The organism is Enteractinococcus helveticum (assembly GCF_001657475.1).
Lineage (GTDB): Bacteria > Actinomycetota > Actinomycetes > Actinomycetales > Micrococcaceae > Yaniella > Yaniella helvetica.
Genome location: NZ_LXEY01000022.1, coordinates 240900 through 257617, shown reverse-complemented (window position 1 = coordinate 257617; position 16718 = coordinate 240900). Strand labels below are relative to the sequence as shown.

Annotated in this window: 15 protein-coding genes, 1 pseudogene and 2 riboswitches; of the genes and pseudogenes, 6 read left to right on the top strand and 10 right to left on the bottom strand. The window is 56.5% G+C overall.

What is annotated here, in order from left to right; all coding sequences use genetic code 11:
• Positions 1-25: 25 nt before the first annotated feature.
• A riboswitch (glycine riboswitch) is annotated at positions 26-114 on the bottom strand.
• Positions 115-208, bottom strand: a riboswitch (glycine riboswitch).
• A 277-nt stretch (positions 209-485) separates the two neighbouring features.
• From A6F49_RS13230 to groES, 5 genes and pseudogenes are all read right to left on the bottom strand, one after another.
• Positions 486-1256 (bottom strand): annotated as a pseudogene (locus A6F49_RS13230) (glucose 1-dehydrogenase).
• A gap of 291 nt (positions 1257-1547) precedes the next feature.
• Positions 1548-2366 carry a serine hydrolase gene (locus A6F49_RS13225; RefSeq protein WP_052504997.1) on the bottom strand — a complete coding sequence of 273 codons (819 nt, stop codon included), beginning with the start codon at positions 2364-2366 and terminating at the stop codon, positions 1548-1550.
• Between the two features lie 108 nt (positions 2367-2474).
• Positions 2475-2951: a Cpe/LpqF family protein gene (locus A6F49_RS13220; RefSeq protein ID WP_052504998.1), complete on the bottom strand. Its 477-nt coding sequence runs from the start codon at positions 2949-2951 to the stop codon at positions 2475-2477.
• Between the two features lie 133 nt (positions 2952-3084).
• Positions 3085-4677: a chaperonin GroEL gene (groL, locus tag A6F49_RS13215; RefSeq protein WP_043058696.1), complete on the bottom strand. Its 1593-nt coding sequence runs from the start codon at positions 4675-4677 to the stop codon at positions 3085-3087.
• A 50-nt stretch (positions 4678-4727) separates the two neighbouring features.
• On the bottom strand, positions 4728-5024 hold the full coding sequence (gene groES, locus A6F49_RS13210) for a co-chaperone GroES (protein WP_043058697.1): 297 nt from the start codon (positions 5022-5024) through the stop codon (positions 4728-4730).
• 215 nt (positions 5025-5239) lie between these two features.
• Here groES and A6F49_RS13205 point away from each other — a divergent pair, with 215 nt between their 5' ends.
• The 5 genes from A6F49_RS13205 (at position 5240) to A6F49_RS13185 (ending at position 10111) form a co-directional block, all read left to right on the top strand.
• Positions 5240-5740, top strand: a complete 501-nt coding sequence (locus A6F49_RS13205; RefSeq protein ID WP_052504999.1) for a MarR family winged helix-turn-helix transcriptional regulator — start codon at positions 5240-5242, stop codon at positions 5738-5740.
• A 23-nt stretch (positions 5741-5763) separates the two neighbouring features.
• On the top strand, positions 5764-7026 hold the full coding sequence (locus tag A6F49_RS13200) for an MFS transporter (RefSeq protein WP_052505000.1): 1263 nt from the start codon (positions 5764-5766) through the stop codon (positions 7024-7026).
• Positions 7027-7047: 21 nt separating this feature from the next.
• Positions 7048-8340 (top strand): class I SAM-dependent methyltransferase, encoded by a 1293-nt coding sequence (locus tag A6F49_RS13195; RefSeq protein WP_043058698.1) that lies wholly within the window; start codon positions 7048-7050, stop codon positions 8338-8340.
• A 237-nt stretch (positions 8341-8577) separates the two neighbouring features.
• Positions 8578-9513 carry a universal stress protein gene (locus A6F49_RS13190; protein WP_161485819.1) on the top strand — a complete coding sequence of 312 codons (936 nt, stop codon included), beginning with the start codon at positions 8578-8580 and terminating at the stop codon, positions 9511-9513.
• A gap of 10 nt (positions 9514-9523) precedes the next feature.
• On the top strand, positions 9524-10111 hold the full coding sequence (locus tag A6F49_RS13185; RefSeq protein WP_043058700.1) for a GrpB family protein: 588 nt from the start codon (positions 9524-9526) through the stop codon (positions 10109-10111).
• 26 nt (positions 10112-10137) lie between these two features.
• Here A6F49_RS13185 and A6F49_RS13180 read toward each other — a convergent pair whose 3' ends face one another.
• Genes A6F49_RS13180 through A6F49_RS13165 form a run of 4 tightly spaced genes read right to left on the bottom strand, consistent with a single transcriptional unit; the run spans position 10138 to position 13947 of the window.
• On the bottom strand, positions 10138-10893 hold the full coding sequence (locus A6F49_RS13180) for an iron ABC transporter ATP-binding protein (protein WP_043058701.1): 756 nt from the start codon (positions 10891-10893) through the stop codon (positions 10138-10140).
• Positions 10890-11915, bottom strand: coding sequence for an iron chelate uptake ABC transporter family permease subunit (locus tag A6F49_RS13175; RefSeq protein WP_052505001.1), 1026 nt, complete (start codon positions 11913-11915; stop codon positions 10890-10892). Before A6F49_RS13175 ends, A6F49_RS13180 begins: the two co-directional genes overlap by 4 nt.
• Positions 11908-12885, bottom strand: a complete 978-nt coding sequence (locus A6F49_RS13170; protein ID WP_043058934.1) for an ABC transporter permease — start codon at positions 12883-12885, stop codon at positions 11908-11910. The genes A6F49_RS13175 and A6F49_RS13170 overlap by 8 nt, the downstream gene beginning before the upstream one ends.
• Before the next feature lie 51 nt (positions 12886-12936).
• Entirely contained in the window at positions 12937-13947 is a 1011-nt protein-coding gene (locus A6F49_RS13165; RefSeq protein WP_235604994.1) for a siderophore ABC transporter substrate-binding protein, read from the bottom strand.
• 497 nt (positions 13948-14444) lie between these two features.
• Between A6F49_RS13165 and A6F49_RS13160 the strand changes: the two genes are divergently transcribed.
• Entirely contained in the window at positions 14445-15602 is a 1158-nt protein-coding gene (locus A6F49_RS13160) for a glutamate--cysteine ligase (RefSeq protein ID WP_043058702.1), read from the top strand.
• Positions 15603-15643: 41 nt separating this feature from the next.
• Here A6F49_RS13160 and tsaD read toward each other — a convergent pair whose 3' ends face one another.
• Positions 15644-16717, bottom strand: a complete 1074-nt coding sequence (gene tsaD / locus A6F49_RS13155) for a tRNA (adenosine(37)-N6)-threonylcarbamoyltransferase complex transferase subunit TsaD (protein WP_043058703.1) — start codon at positions 16715-16717, stop codon at positions 15644-15646.
• Position 16718: the final 1 nt, after the last annotated feature.

Genomic DNA, 16718 nt, shown 5'->3' with positions numbered 1-16718 from the left:
GTGTGGATAGATGTATCCGCTGTACCCCTCCCCATCTGTTACTGACCTGAGAGTTTGCCAGTCTCCTGGTTGCCCCGTCGGTGAGTCGCATGCACGACTACTTTCCAGATCTGCCTGTAGCAAGCGGTTGGGATACCTGAGAGATTCCTGGGGAGGATGTTGCACCGTCGGTGCCCACTGTCAATGTGGGCTCTCCCGCTTACTGTCTACGGCCTGTGTATTCTTTTATGCTTCGGCTCACAGTATAGCCCGAAGCAGAGTCTTTGAGAACTTTCACCGACAGTTATAGCACGCGGCGAGATGCAGCCTGACCAATTGATCCAGCTGGTGCCCCATCTACAAAGCGTCCCGCAAAAGCCGCAGAAACAGCGTTTCCAGAAACAAGGTCACAAGAAACACAGATCGCAGCAGACCATTGAGTCGCCGGTCCTAATGACGATCTTGTTCTGGATGTTGTTGGTCATTGCTGCCTCCCCTTGGTTTCCTTACTGTGCGGTGTGGCCGGCGTCCACTGGCAGCGCCACTCCGGTGACGAAGCTGGCGGCGTCACTGCACAGCCATAGTACGGCCGCTGCAATCTCTTCTGGCCGTCCCAGCCGGCCTAAGGCCAGACTGGCGGCTAGAGCCTCGGCATCGAGTTCACCGGCTGCAGTCATCCGTTCAACCATCGGAGTCTGGATTGTGCCGGGGCAAACGGCATTGCAGCGGACTCCGTGACGTCCGTACTGCAAGGCCACGGACTTTGTCGCACCAATCACGCCGTGTTTGGTGGCGTGGTAGGTGGTCCGTCCATCACCGCCGACAAGCCCGCCCAGGGATGAACAGTTGACGATTGCTCCTGAGCCTTGCTTGCGCATCTGTTTGAGCTGGTGTTTCATCGAAGCCCAAACGCCTTTGAGGTTTACTCCAACGATTTTGTCGAAAGCTTCTTCGGTCTCGTCTGCCGAGTCGATCGGCGCCAGCATTATTCCGGCGTTGTTGAAGGCCATGTCCAGGCTGCCAAATGCGTCCACGGTTTGTTGGACTGCCATAGCAACTTGGTCTTCATTGACGACGTCGCACGGTACGGCGATCGCCTGCTACCCCTTGTCGGTGAGCTCAATGGCGAGCGCTTGGGCGGCGTCGCCATCGAGGTCAACAATCGCCACGTTCGCTCCGGCTTCGGCGAAAGCACGAATGGTAGCCGCTCCCATACCGGAACCGCCTCCAGTGACAAAGGCGGTTTTGCCGGTGAAGTCGTACGTGAGTTGAGACATAATGCTTCTCCTTATATAGGGTGTCGATGCTGGTGACGAAACGGTAGCGCACCTGGGTTGGCAGGACAATGCTTGGTGCTACGGTCCTAACGCTGATGCAGCCGATCCCCCGTTGGTGCTTGGCTGCCCGTCACTTTAGAATTCGCTGACTCGCCTGAAGACAAGGAACACCAGCAGATGGCTTTTGCCCAGTACCCGTCGAGCAACGAGCCTGTTGCTCTTGTAATAGCACTACTCCTGGCGGCAAGCGGCTCCTAGGACACTGCAAACAGCTAGTGGTTCTGTGGTCCCTTAACGTGTCGCCTCATAGGTCAGTTGCAGAGCGGAAGAAGCCAGTTGAGAAAATCGAGTATGTGATTCGTTACTCAGTCCCGCGGCGTCTGCGGTCGCTGCTTGGATGACCACCACATATCCCTCACCGTCGGCATCTTCCAGATACCAACTGCCGGTAAGCACCCCTAAGGATGACCCGCCTTTATATCCCACATAATCCCATGCATCCTGGTTTACCCCGGGGTTCTGGCTCAAAATCTCACGCACCGTGGCGTCGTCGTGTTCTTGTAATGCCACGTGCACCGAGGCGATATCGCGTGCCGAAGCGTACCATTCCACACCCTGTGGCCATAGGGGGTCACCACTGACAGCAATATCGTGGGGGTTAATCGGCTGATGTTCCAACTGTTCCAATAACGCATACTGTTCGTCTTGGGTTCCGATTTGCCAGATTTCTAAATATGCGGGGTCGCCCCAACCGATTTGAAAGAGTTCTCGAGTCGAGACAAAGGGCCGCATCAACGCAGGGTCGTGGTGACCAGCCTGAACAACGGCATCCTCAACGGCTTGCCTCCCGACCGCCTGGATGAGCATATCGGTCGCGGTGTTGTCGCTGATCTCGATCATCTTGGTAGCGGCTTCTGACACTGTCACCTGTGTACCATCGGGGGCGTCTTGGAGTTCACCGGATGGCAAGCTGCGATTCTGGGGAGACACCGTCAGTACCGTCCCCCAGTCAAGGTCTCCGGTTTCGACGGCGTCGGCTACAGCCAGCAGAATATAGAGCTTAAAGATGGAACCTAGCGGGGCGGGTTCATCAGCATCGCGTGCCAGCACGGCGGCATCTGGAGAATCTATTGCATCCGTTGGCGTGATTAACGCATGGACTGTGGCAGGGAAATCATCGAGACGTTCGCTCCAGTCCTCAAGCGACGCCGAAGCTCTTCAACCGTCGGTACTTGGGCCAAAGAAGAGTCCGGTAATGAGCGCATCAGTGTCAAGGGTGACTGTCATGTCGAGTGGATCTGAGATCGGGCTGGTCAGGGTGGTCACGGCCTGACGGTCGCCACCTTCGTAATTGGTCACAGTAAATGGTTGAGCTGGGCGCAGGTTTTGATTGAATAGTTCCACCAGCTCTTCAACGGAGACATCTTCGGTGAAGCTTGGGTGCAATGATGCTTCCCAGTCTTCGGCGGTGGTATCTTCCTCGGCATTCAACAGATCGACGATGCGTTGGGATTCTTCGCCAGCCGGAGTATCCGTGGCAATGTCAACCGCCTCAGTTGCGGAGGGTTGAGGTTCGGACTGTGGTTCATCAGAGGATGTTGTCGACTCATCCGCATTCGAGCAACCAGTTACGCTCAGACTTGCCGCGAAAACACTCGCGAGTACGGTTTTCCAGCTGCGAATAGACAACGTCAACAATCTCCTTTGAAGTTCGCACATATCCTTTGCATGCCCGATCCTACATGGTCAAACAGTCTGGTCTGACAACAAAACCTCCGCCCGAAAATCGAGCGGAGGTTCTGAATTGTCGCTGAGACGTGGAAGGGACTTAGTCTTCGTCTTCTTCTACTTTGTCAGCAACTAGCGTTTCGGTGGTCAAGACCATGCCCGCGATCGAGGCAGCGTTCCACAGCGCAGAACGGGTCACCTTGACAGGGTCGATGATGCCGGCATCCACCAGGTTGCCGTATTCACCGGTTGCGGCGTTGAAGCCTTCGTTTGGTTTCAGGTCGGCAACGCGAGAGACAACAACCGAGCCGTCTTCGCCAGCGTTCAGTGCGATCCAGCGAGCTGGCTGGACAATCGCGCGGCGAACAACGTTCACACCGGACTGCTGATCGGATGACAGATCCTTCAAGGCATCAGCTTCATCCAGTGCGGATGCTGCGTTGATCAACGCGGTACCACCACCGGCGACAATGCCTTCTTCCAGTGCTGCACGAGTCGAAGCGACGGCATCTTCGATGCGGCCCTTACGCTCTTTGAGCTCGACTTCGGTTGCGGCACCGACCTTGATAACGGAGACGCCACCGGCCAGTTTGGCCAGACGTTCCTGCAGTTTTTCACGGTCCCAATCGGAATCGGTTGCTTCGATTTCAGATTTGATCTGGGCAACGCGATCAGCCACGTCCTGAGCTTCGCCCGCACCATCAACAATGGTGGTAACTTCCTTGGTCACGGTCACGCGACGAGCGGTACCCAGAACTTCCAGACCAACCTGATCCAGTTTCATGCCCAGGTCTTCGGAAACGACCTGTGCACCGGTCAGGGTGGCGATGTCCTGCAGCATGGCTTTGCGGCGGTCGCCAAAGCCTGGGGCTTTGACGGCAACAGCGTTCAGAGTGCCGCGCAGTTTGTTGACGACCAGGGTCGATAGGGCTTCACCGTCAACGTCTTCAGCAACGATGAACAGTGGTTTCTTTTCCTGCAGGACTTTTTCCAGCAGTGGCAAGAAGTCCTGGACGTTGGAGATCTTCGACTGGGTCAACAGAATGTATGGATCTTCCAGAATGGCTTCCTGACGCTCAGCATCGGTAACCATGTATGGCGACAGGTAGCCCTTGTCGAATTCCATACCTTCGGTGATTTCCAGTTCGGTCTGGGTGGTCGAGGATTCTTCAACGGTGATCACACCGTTGACACCCACGGTATCGAAGGCTTTGGCGAGCAGTTCACCAATTTCGTCTTCACCCGAGGAAATGGCCGCCACGTGGGAGACCATGTCGCCGGAAACTTCCACGGCGTTATCCAGCAGGCGTTGTTGCAGAACTTCTACTGCAGCTTCGACACCTTTTTTGACTTCACCAGGTGCAGCACCGGCAGCAACCAGGCGCAGACCTTCGTTGACCAGAGCCTGGGCAAGAACGGTTGCGGTGGTGGTACCGTCACCGGCGATGTCCTGAGTTTTGGTGGCTACTTCTTTTGCCAGCTGAGCGCCCATATCTTCGAATGGGTCTTCCAGTTCGACGTCGCGAGCAATGGTTACGCCGTCGTTGGTGATGGTCGGTGCGCCCCATGCCTTATCGAGGACAACGTTGCGACCTTTTGGACCAAGGGTGACTTTGACAGTGTCAGCCAACTTGTCCACACCGGCTTGCAGTGCGCGACGAGCATCGTCGTTGAATAGCAGTTGTTTAGCCAACTGTTCTCCTTCGTAGTTCGTTTCGAAAAATACTTACTGAAGCGTCAGGCTTATTTTTCGATGACGGCCAGCACGTCACGAGCGGACAGGACCAAGAATTCCTGGCCACCGTATTTGACTTCGGTGCCACCGTATTTGGAGAACAGCACGACGTCGCCTTCGGCAACGTCAACGGAGATACGTTCGCCGTTATCAGCAACGCGGCCTGGGCCTACTGCGACAACTTTTCCTTCTTGTGGTTTTTCCTGAGCGGTGTCAGGAATAACAAGGCCCGAAGCAGTGGTCTGCTCGGCGGCCAGTGGTTCAACTACGATGCGGTCCTCTAGAGGCTTGATGGAGACAGCCATGAATCTCTCCTACTAAGTAAAAGGTAAATATTGTTCAATGTGCCGGGCAAGCCAACCGTCGTCGCGGGTGCCGGATGGCTGGAACCTAAAGGCTTAGCACTCGCATGCCGCGGGTGCCAATTTCCAACTGTATTCGGCCTTTAGCACTTGGTCAAATAGAGTGCTAATTTCTTACATCATTGCAAAAATACATAAGACATTTATATAATCTCTTTATGTATCCTTCCGACGACGCCGACCAGCCTGACCCAAATCATCTCACCGAGCAGCATCAGAACACCTCAGCTGATCAGCGGCCCCTGGCCAACCAAATCGTCTCGGCGTCGTCACGTTTTGCTCGGGTCGTCACCCAGGTAGCCAACATTGGAATATCTGCGGTCTCAATGCGAGCGCTGGGCTATATCGAACGCCACGGACCACAGCGAATCTCGCACATGGCTAGTTATGAATCCATTTCGCAGCCTGCCATGACCTCTGCGGTGAACCGATTGGCCGATGACGGCTTGGTCGTACGTGAACCCGATCCAGCCGATGCACGAGCCCAACTGGTCGAGCTCACCGATCAGGGACAGCGCATGTTGGATGAGTATCGCAACCAGGTGGCCACAGTCCTCCAACCGATGTTAGAAAACTTCGCCGCAGCCGACTATGCCGTCATTGAGCATGCCGTGGAGTTGTTAGAAACCTTGACCAATGATCTGACGGGAAACGCCTAATTTTCGAAAGAAGCTGATTTGTCATGTCCAGTGCGACCACTGGCCGTTTGATCCACCAGCCCGCCAGCGTATGGGCCATCACCTTTGCAACCGCCGTCTCGTTTGTCGGCATTGGGCTGGTGTCGCCGATTCTGCCAACGATTGCCGAATCCCTAGACGCCACAGCGCTAGAGTCCATGCTGCTGTTCACCTCCTATTTATTTGTCACCGCCTGCACGATGTTCTTTGCCGCAGCGATCTCAGCACGCATCGGTATTCGTACTACCTTGGTCACCGGGTTGATCATCATCGTGGTCTTTGCCAGCATGGCCGGGCTATCCGACACCATCGGGCAGGTCATCGGACTGCGTGCTGGATGGGGGTTCGGCAACGCCTTGTTCGTCACAATGGCACTGGCCGGAATTGTTGGCGCTTCGTCCGGCGGCTCTGCTTCGGCGATCATTTTATATGAGGCAGCCGTTGGTTTTGGGATGGCGCTTGGGCCGCTGGTGGGAGGCACACTGGGAACCATTTCCTGGCGCGCCCCGTTTCTTGGCACCGCAGTACTGATGACGATCGCTGCCACCACCGTCATAGTGTTCGTCAAGCCCCTACCAAAAACCTCCGCGGCCCCGGTGACAGCAGGCTTGCGCGCCCTGAGCAAAAAGCCACTGCTGCTGTGGTCGACCGCCTCGTTCATGGGCAACTTTACGATCGTGTGTCTACTGGCCTACGCCCCGCACGCCGTGGCCACTGCCGCGCAAGCATCCGGGGTCGGGCACTCATCACTGATGCTAGGTGCCGTGTTCTTCGGCTGGGGCACGGCACTGGCGATCTTTTCGTTGACGCTGCCGGCGCCAATGATCAAATACCTCGGCATGGTCCCCGCCATCCTGGTCACACTCACGGTAATGGCCGTGGGCTTCGTGGTCATAGCACTGAATACGCACAGTTTGACGGTCGTGATCATCGGCATTATTTTCTTGGGTGGAACCCAGGGTGCAGCCAATACGATCTTTACCGAAGGGGCCCTGAACGCCACGGATTTGCCACGGCATATTTCGTCGTCAGCGTTTTCTGCATTTCGGTTTTTTGGTGGCGCGATCTTCCCGCTGGTTTCTGCCCCGTGTATTGCCCTCTGGGGCGCACCGGGACCATTTTGGGCCAGTCTAATCGCAGCACTCCTAGCGGTTGCGGCCTTGAGCGTAGGCTATCGGGTCTTACCGTTAGCCCAGCGTCGTCCGGGTGCACTGCTGGCCAAGATGACCGCCCGACGACGCCACTGGGTGGATACACCCGGCCGCTAAGAACCGGGTACGCTGGAGGTTGTGTCTGATTCAACTGCTTCTGAACTTGCCGGCGCTCTGACCCCGGAGGGGTTTAAGCTACTCAATGAGCTGTGGCGCAGCGGTGAGTATGCCAGCGCCGATACGCTCACGCTTGCTGAACGACTTCGTGCCCAGGGCTATGCGCCACCCATCGTGAATTCGGTATTGACACAACTAAAATTACGGACCCAAGCTGCCGCAAAATTTGGGCCCTTCGTTGAACAGATGCTCTTTACCGACGCCGGCCTACAACAGGCCACCTCATTACAGGTTGCCGCACATCATGCACGGCGTTTTGCTCGTGCCGGAGTCGATGAGGTCATCGACCTGGGTTCGGGCCTGGGAGCAGATGCGCTGGCCATCGCCGGGTTGGACATTGCCGTGACCGCAGTCGAAATTGATGAGACTACCGCCGCAGCAACCACAATCAACCTCATGCCGTTTCCACACGCCAGCGTCGAGGTTGCCGATGCGGTGCAATGGGTTCTCGACCACCCCGCCGCCGAGGGCACCGCACGCGGCTACTGGCTGGATCCGGCACGTCGTCAGACCCTCTCGTCGGGCACCGTGCGGATATTTGACCCCGAGGCGTTCTCCCCTCCCCTGTCCTTCGTCGAGGAACTGGCCAACGCCGGCTACCCGTTGGGCGTCAAACTCGGCCCGGCCCTGGCTCACGAGGTCATTCCTGACACCGCTGAAGCCCAGTGGGTTTCCTTGCACGGCAGTGTGGTCGAAGCCGTGTTGTGGTTTAACCTGGCCCAACGTTTGGATGTTCGCCGGGCGGCACTCGTCATTCACGCCACCGGTGCCGCAGAGCTCACATCGTCCACCGACTTTGGCAACTCCCCACAGGTTCCCGTCGCCGGGATTGAGGGCGCCACCGGGTATCTCTATGAACCCGACGGCGCAGTGATCCGCGCCGGGCTGGTCACCGACCTGATGGTCGAACACTTCATGAACGACGATTCGACCAACGCTGCCGCCGCACGGCAACTTGATGAGCACATCGCCTATTTCTGTTCGGATGTCTATCAGGAGACGCCGTTTGCCACCGGCTATCGGATCATCGAAGTGCTGCCCTATAAGATCAAGACGCTGCGTGGGTACGTCAAAGAACACAACGTCACCCGGCTGGATATTAAAAAGCGTGGCGTCGATGTCTCACCGGAAGAGTTACGACGCACACTGATGCAAGGACGCAATACCAAAAAACCGGCATCCGGTGAACACCTGACCCTGGTGCTGACACGAGCCGGCGATGCCCGCTATGCAATCGTCGTCCAACCGATCTAGCGCACCTAGCGCTGTTTACCCAAGACCTGCAGGAGTGCAGCAATCACTTCGGCCTGTCAGCCAGCGGCTGCTATTTCCGGGACAATATTGCGCCTAAATATATGACGACGGCGTGCCCTGCATCAAGCCGATGGTTTTGCCATCTCACACGCTCACCAAGGTTGTTGTGATGCGCGACACGACGCCGTGGTTTACCATGGAAGCAACCACGGTGTCCTAGTCATGGAGGTCTTCGGCATGAGTATCCCATCATCTTCTGAGCACACGAATCCGGGCGTCGTCGTTGGCTTCGACGGATCACCGCATGCCATTGACGCTCTGTATTGGGCGGCTCAGACAGCCGCCTTGCGCAATGCGCCCTTGACGGTCGCCTCAGCATTTGTGTTTCCATATAGCGATTACATCCGCAGCATGTCGGGAGCCCAGGTCGAAGATCCAGCCCGCCGGCTGGCCGAAGACAAACTCGCTGAGGCACGGAAGCTCCTAGCAGAGCAGCGCTACCCGGGTGAGGTCTCCTATCGAGCGCTCATAGGAGACGCGACCGATTGGTTGGTCAAATTATCTGCCGATGCCCAACTGATCGTGGTGGGCCGCCGCGGCCTGGGCAAGTTCTGGGGTCGTGTACTGGGTTCGGTTGCCTCAGCCCTGCCCGCTCACGCACATTGCCCCACCGTGATCGTCTACAGCGCAGACGATGATGATGTGGAAACCAAAGGCATTGCAACCACTCCGGATACCCGGCCGGTTGCGGTGGGGGTCGATGGTTCCGACCACGCTCGTAGTGCAGCGCTGGTGGCCGCCCACGAGGCGAAGCGGCTCGGCGTCACCCTGGAACTCATTCAGGCTCAACCCCACTTCACGGGTACCTCGACCGTGTGGTATTTGGCTTCGAACGAGAAAATGGAGCAACAGATTCACGAGGACATGATGAGCTCGTTGATGTCCGAAATGCAGTTCTTACAACACGAGGTTCCCGGGGTCGAGATCTCACCGGTGGTCCAGCGAAAAATACCGGCCGAAGCCATGATTGACTGCACAGAACGTGCCCAATTGACCGTCCTGGGCACTCGCGGTCATGGCGGATTCGCCAGTCTGTTGCTGGGATCGGTTTCTCGAACCACCCTGTCGCATGCTCGCGGAACTGTGATGATCGTCCCGTTAGCAAAGAAGTGACATTGATTCCATGACACCACGTGCTGCAAGAAGCCCTGATCCCGACGATGAAGATGCACTGTCAGAGGTGAGCGTGGGGCCGCTGACACCCCACAACGAGACCGTGTTACTGGTCGACTATGACCCAACGTGGCCGGCCATCTTTGCAACAGAACAACAGCGTGTGCTGGAATCGCTGGGCGATACGGCAGTCGCGGTGGAACATGTTGGGTCGACAGCGGTGCCGGGGCTCATGGCAAAACCGATTATCGATATCGTGCTTGCGGTGCACGATTCAGCCGATGAAACCAGCTATGTGCCAGCATTGGAGGACATCGGTTATACCTTGCGGATTCGCGAACCGGACTGGTTTGAGCATCGAGTACTCACACGCCAACACCCTGCCGTGAACCTGCACGTGTTCACGGCAGGCGCCTCTGAGATGACCCGCATGCTCCGGTTTCGTGATCACCTACGCCGTCATCCGGCAGACCGTGAACGCTATGCTGCAGCTAAGCAGGGGCTAGCGCGGCGTACGTGGCGCTATGTTAATGACTACGCCGATGCCAAAGACGACGTTATTGCCATGATTCAGGATGCGATGACACCGGAGCGCTAGGCACCTGATGCATGTCAGGCGTGGGGTTAGAAGTAGACGGCAAGCGGCCCGTCGACGTCGTCGATAATACGCACCGAGGTACCGAAAATTTCGGTCAGAACCGAGGACTTCATGGTGTCTGCGCACGTGTCGAAATGCGTCACCTGGCCGTCATTCATGGCCAGAATATTGTCTGAGTACCGCGACGCGAAGTTAATGTCGTGCATCACCACAATTACGGTGCGGCCCAGATCATCGGCTGCAGCGCGCAACTGGCGCATCATCTGTACCGAGTGGCTCATGTCCAGGTTGTTCAGCGGTTCGTCCAAGAACACATATTCAGTATCCTGTGCCAGCACCATGGCGACATAAGCCCGCTGTCGCTGTCCACCGGAGAGTTCATCCAAATACCGGTCCTGCAACGCCCGAAGGTTTAAGAAATCTAAGGCCTCATTGATGTGGCGTTCGTCTTCAACCGTGAGGCGCCCACGCGAATGCGGGTAGCGTCCAAAGCCGATCAGCTGACGGACGGTGAGTCGAGTGACGAAGTGGTTTTCCTGACGCAGGATGGCCAGTTTTTTGGCGACGTCGTTGGATTTCGCTTTGGCCACATCCAAACCGCCCACAGTGATGCGTCCGGCATCGGGAGTCAGGAGGCGACCCATCATGGTCAGCACGGTTGATTTGCCTGCGCCGTTGGGGCCAACCAGCGAGGTGATGCCACCGGATGGGATCTCCACGTTGATGGGTCCGATAGTGGTTTCGCCCGCATAGGTTTTCGTGACGTTTTCCAGGGTAATCATAGCCGCCCCTTCCGCATGATGACGATAAGAAATACTAGTCCACCGATCAACTCGACGATGATGGTCACCGCACCCTGGGCGTAAAAAATATGCCGCAAGACAAAATATGCGCCAGTCAGCAGAACATATCCCAGCAGAAACGCCAGCGGAAAGACTGCTTTATGGCTGTAGGTGTCGGCAATCGAATACGCCATGGTGGCGACCAAAAAGCCCAGGAAGGTCATGGGGCCCACCAGCGAGGTGGTCATGGCCATGAGGATGGACACCGCGATGAGCACTTTGATCAACTCGGTGCGGTGCGTCAAGCCCAGGTTTGTTGAAACTGCCGAGCCCAAGGACAGGGTGTCCAGGCGGCGAGAATTGAGCCACAACCAAATGCCCACTATGACGACGATGGGCACCGCATACGGTAAGTATTCGGTGCTGGCATTGGAGATGTTGCCCATCAGGCGCGCGGTGAGGATGTCGAATTCGTTGGGGTCGAGCATACGCTGCATAAATGTGGTCAGCGATGCCAGCCCGGCTCCCATCACCACCCCGACCAGCAGCATGGTGTGTACGTTGGTGAATTTTGATCCCAGGAGCCAGGTGTAGAGCAACGTGGCAAAGGCGACCATCACCACGACCTGGAAGAAGTACGAGACAATCCCGCGGGTCAGTGTTGCACCGATGGCGCCCATAAAGAACACTGCGGCCGTATTGATCAGGCCATAGAGTGCCTCGAACCCAAGGATCGAAGGGGTGACAATGCGGTTTGCCGTGACCGTGTGAAACGCAACAGTTGCAAATGAATGGGCTAGCGCTACCACGGCGATGACCACAACCGAGACCACACGGGATTCGGCGATCTTCCAGAACCCTTCACTGCCAAATGGCATGGGGTTGCCGTAAACGATTGTGGCGATGGTCAGCCCGATGGCGGCGATGATCAAGCCGATGAGCGAGAACAGCCACCGGCGGTGGTGTTTGGGGTTGACGAAGTTTGATGTGCGTTCAACGGATATGGCGGTTGTGCTAGCCACGGCGCCCCCTTCTGACGATGAGGTAGACGAACACGGTAGCACCCAGTACTCCCAGAATCATCGACACGGGGATCTCAAAGGGCATGATGATCGTTCGGCCAATGATATCGGTCAGGGTAATCACCACGATGCCCACCATTACGACCCAGGGCAGGTTAGTCCGTAGGTTATCCCCTCGAAACATCGACACGATGTTGGGAACGACTAATCCTAAGAATGGCAGTGAGCCGACAACCACAGAGACGACGCCGGTGGTGACGGCGATGATCGAAATACCTACGATCATCACAGTGCGATAGTTCAATCCCACGGAGGTGGCGATTTCCTCGCCCAGTCCGGCAACAGTGAAGCGATCGGCAATAAAGTACACAAGGATCGTGGTGATTGCCACGATCCACAGCAGCTCGTATCGTCCTCGGGTCACTCCGGTAAAGGAACCGGCAAACCAGATGCCGAGGTTTTGCAGCATATCGGTCTGCAGGGCAACAAAGGTTGACACCGACCCGACGACGGCGCCTAGCATGAGCCCCACGATGGGCACGACCAGCGATGACTTCAGGGCCACGCGCTGTAAGAAGGCGAAGAAGATTAAGGTGCCGACCAGGGCAAAAACTATCGCGATGACCATGCGCAGCAACAGCGATGGCTGCGGAATGAAGATATAGGTGAGAATGAGCCCCAGTCCGGCCCATTCGATGGTGCCGGTGGTGGAGGGTTCCACGAACCGGTTTTGGGTCATCAGCTGCATAATCAGTCCGACGACCGCCATGGATGCCCCGGACAGAATCAAGGCAAGCGTGCGGGGGACGCGAGTAATAAAGAACATCTCGCGTCCGCCCTCAGAGCTCAGATCATAAACCCCGATAAATAGTGAAGCGATGACCAGGCTGATGGTGACCATCAGCCCGATCAGCAACGGCCATGTGCGTGACCAAATTCCTGGTTTTTTCGATACGTCGATCGATGGCACGACCCCGGTGGGGCGAGTTTGGGAAAGTTTCGTCACGCAGAGCCTTTTATACTATTCCGACCACTTATCAGCCAGCTCGTTGAGGACAGTGGTGTAGTTCTGGATGTCCTCAGCCACATAGAAGTCAGCTGGCATGTAGTAGATATTATCGTTTGCTACCGCAGGTACATCCTGCAGTGCTTCAGATTCTTCAATGAGTTCCTTGGCGCCAGCGGAAGTACCGTCACCTACGGCAGCGTCGCGGTCCATAACAATCAAGAAGTCTGGGTTAGCCGAGGCGATGGCTTCAACCGAGATGTCGTCACCCTGGTGGTCGGTTGAACCTTCGTCATCAAGCGCTGGGGTCAGTTCAAGGATGTCATACAGTGGGCCGATCGCGCGACCCGTGGTTGGGGCCGCGTAGTTGATGTCGCCACCCGAGGTGACGAGTCCGGTCACAGTGACTTCCGAGTCATAGGCTTCTTTGGCACGGTCGAGTGCTTCGTCGAAATCAGCGATCAGGGTTTCGGCGTCATCTTGGTGTCCGAAGACTTCACCGAGCAGAGTGATCTGGTCACGGAACTCTTGGTCGATAGCCCCGGATTCGGTGTCAATGTCGGTGTCGACAATTGGGACACCTTCATCAATGGCCTCGGCGATGGCTTCGCCGTGCTGGCTGAATCGCTGGCCGTTGATTACAAGATCAGGCTGGGCCGCGGTGACCAGTTCCATGTTTGGTTCACGGTGGTTGCCGATGTTGAGAATGTCTTCGTTCTGCGTGTATTTTTCCAGAACGGGTTGGTCAGTTGCCATCAGGTCAACTGGAGCAGCGGACAGATCGATGTCCCACTCTGCCAAGGTACGGAATACGCGGTTATCGGTGGCAATAACCGACTGGGGTTCTGTTGGAACAGTAAGGGCGGTACCGGCCATGTCGGTTACTTCAACAGTTGCAGCGTCGCCACCGTTGCTTTCAGCTTCCGCAGTGTCGTCTGAGTTTGCGGTGCCGCAGGCGGAAAGGCCGAGGGCGCCAACCGCAAGCAGGGCGGCTACACGATAACGTGTCAGTCCAAAATTTTTCACGTTCAGTCTCCAAATGACAGAGTAAAATAACAGATTAGCACTCTTGTGCACTTAGGCACGCCTAAGCTAACAATTGATCAGTTTAGGCAGCCTGCATCAATTAGCGCAAGGTGAACTGCCGTTATTCAAATCACACTCAAGCACCCCGTCCCGCAAGTTGCACCAAAATGCAACCAATGCCTCTCAGACAAGGCTATCTAGTTGACTTTATGGATATCAGCGAGAGATAGCCGCGCCATCAGCCTTCTGCCCGTGTGACCTAGCGCTCGACACAATTGGGTAACGTTCGTTGTTGGCCGATGATTTGCGACGGATTTTCCGCTGCAATATTACGCGTGCGTATATCGCGTCCGGCCCGAAATAGATGCTCTAACGTTTCGTAAATGACCATCAGGGAGTTATCAGGAAATATGCGGCAGACTCACGACATCCGACAGCACTGTCATGGCATGGTGCCCGGTACGATTGGTGGAAAGATAAAGTAGAGAGGCTTCAAGGTGCGCTTGGAATTTGCAAAGTCTGCCCAGTCGACCGTTGGGATCGAATGGGAGCTTGGGCTTGTGGATAGTGCCACCGGCCAGTTACGCAATGTTAGCGATGACATTCTGGCAAATCTTAATGTTCCTTCGGATGCGCCATTCCAGATTGTTGGCGAGTTTATGCTCAACACGTTGGAATTGGTCACCGGCGTGTGCCAAAACGTTGGAGAGGGACTAGACCAGCTGGCCACCGCGGGACAACATATTCTTGATTTGATCGCAGATGACGAGCTGACCCTATTTTCACAAGGCACGCACCCTTTTGCCAACCCGTTCCAAGAACGAGTCTCATCTGGGTATCGCTACCGGAAGCTGCTGGACCGCACCCAGTACTGGGGTCAGCAAATGCTGATCTATGGGGTGCATGCTCACATCGGGCTGGACCACATTAATAAAGCGATGCCAGCACTCAATTATCTGATTCAGTACTATCCACATATGCTGGCGCTGAGTGCTTCTAGCCCCTACTGGGTTGGTTACGACACCGGCTATGCCTCACAGCGCACGTTGCTGTTCCAGCAGTTACCTACCAGCGGTTTGCCGTTTCAGTTCTATGACTGGGCCGACTATGAAAACGTCGTCGACCACTTATCCACCGTCGGGGTCATTGATGACGTCACCGAGATCCGATGGGATATCCGTCCGGTGCCCCGATACGGCACCATTGAACAGCGGGTATGCGATGGAGTGTCCACCCTGCAGCAGGTGGGAGCGATTACCGCGCTGACCCAATGTTTGGTGCACGAAGTTGTCGGCGGTGACGTCGAAGCGCTGGAACACGTCGATATTTTGCCACCTTGGTATGTGCAGGAAAATAAGTGGCGCGCGGCCCGCTATGGTCTAGAAACCATCGCCATTATCGATGCGGCAGGCACAGAGATGTTGGTGACCGATCACCTGGAACTGGTGTTAAACCGCCTTGAACCCATCGCCGATCAACTGGGATGTGCAAAGGAGCTGCAATGGGTCGAAGACATGTTGCGTGCCGATAATTCCGCAGCCCAACAGCGCGTTCAGACGCAGTCGAAGTTCGGCCAGAGGCTGTCTCAGCAGCAGCTGACCGAACTGGTGTTGAGGTCTGCCACGGAGACCGTAGGTTCGATCCGCAACTGGTAGACCCGTTGTCCGCGTTCGCAGCCGTGCAGCTGGTGTGTGGTTTAGACGCTGACCAGGTTGACCGATTGGGTCGGATCAGCTGAAAAATTCATGGGCGATGGCTCGACTGCATCCGCGACAAGTTGCGCGCCCAGTGCGGCAACCATCGCACCATTATCCGTGCACAGATTGATCGGTGGAATGGTCAAGCCAATACCAGCGGCCTCAGTGCGTTCTGTCAGCAAGGCTCGCAATCGAGAGTTTGCCGCCACTCCCCCGCCCAGCAGAATGTGGTCGATGCCGTGTTCGGTTGCTGCCAAAACTGCCTTATGCGTGATGACGTCAGCCACCGCCTCCTGGAAGGATGCAGCGATATCGTTTGCCGGAACGTTCATGTCGCGTAGTTCAAATTGTTCCACGGCACGAGACACAGCGGTCTTGAGGCCGGAAAATGACCAGTTGTAACGATCTTTGCCCGGTTCCTCGGCGTTACCCATGAACTTGGGGGCAGTTAGCCCACGTGGGAATTTGAAGGCCGTGGGATTGCCCTGGCGTGCCATCTTGTCGATCACCGGGCCACCGGGGTATCCGGCGCCGATCAGTCTGGCGACTTTATCGTAGGCTTCCCCTGCCGCGTCGTCGATTGTGGAGCCCAAGAGTTCAACGTCGGAGGTGAGCGAGTTGATCTTCAACATTTCGGTGTGCCCACCGGATACCAACAGCGCACCGAGTTGGTTGACGTTGTGGAGGTCAGCGCCGACGTCGTCGAGAAAACCCACGCCAATGTGGGCGATGAGGTGGTTGATGCCATAGAGCGGTTTGCCGGTGGCTACTGCCAGGGCTTTAGCACCGGCGACTCCGACCATCAGGGCCCCGGCGAGTCCGGGGCCGGCGGTGACGGCGATGGCATCGACGTCGTCGAGGGTGATGTTGGCTTCGGCTAAGGCGGCATCCAGCACGGGTAAAAATTCGGTGACGTGTGCGCGGGCGGCGATTTCGGGGATGACACCGCCGAAGGCCACGTGTTCGTCCATGGATGATGCGACCTGGTGAGCCAGCAGGGTGGTCCCGGATACGATGCCGATGCCGGTTTCATCGCACGAGGTTTCGATCCCTATCACGATCGGGGATGTCATG

What these genes read in the sequence shown, in the direction of transcription:
- groES (WP_043058697.1), bottom strand. Translation starts at nt 5,024, where the DNA reads ATGGCTGTCTCCATCAAGCCTCTAGAGGACCGCATCGTAGTTGAACCA.
- A6F49_RS13205 (WP_052504999.1), top strand. Translation starts at nt 5,240, where the DNA reads ATGTATCCTTCCGACGACGCCGACCAGCCTGACCCAAATCATCTCACC.
- A6F49_RS13190 (WP_161485819.1), top strand. Translation starts at nt 8,578, where the DNA reads ATGAGTATCCCATCATCTTCTGAGCACACGAATCCGGGCGTCGTCGTT.
- A6F49_RS13180 (WP_043058701.1), bottom strand. Translation starts at nt 10,893, where the DNA reads ATGATTACCCTGGAAAACGTCACGAAAACCTATGCGGGCGAAACCACT.
- tsaD (WP_043058703.1), bottom strand. Translation starts at nt 16,717, where the DNA reads ATGACATCCCCGATCGTGATAGGGATCGAAACCTCGTGCGATGAAACC.
- A6F49_RS13200 (WP_052505000.1), top strand. Translation starts at nt 5,764, where the DNA reads ATGTCCAGTGCGACCACTGGCCGTTTGATCCACCAGCCCGCCAGCGTA.
- A6F49_RS13185 (WP_043058700.1), top strand. Translation starts at nt 9,524, where the DNA reads ATGACACCACGTGCTGCAAGAAGCCCTGATCCCGACGATGAAGATGCA.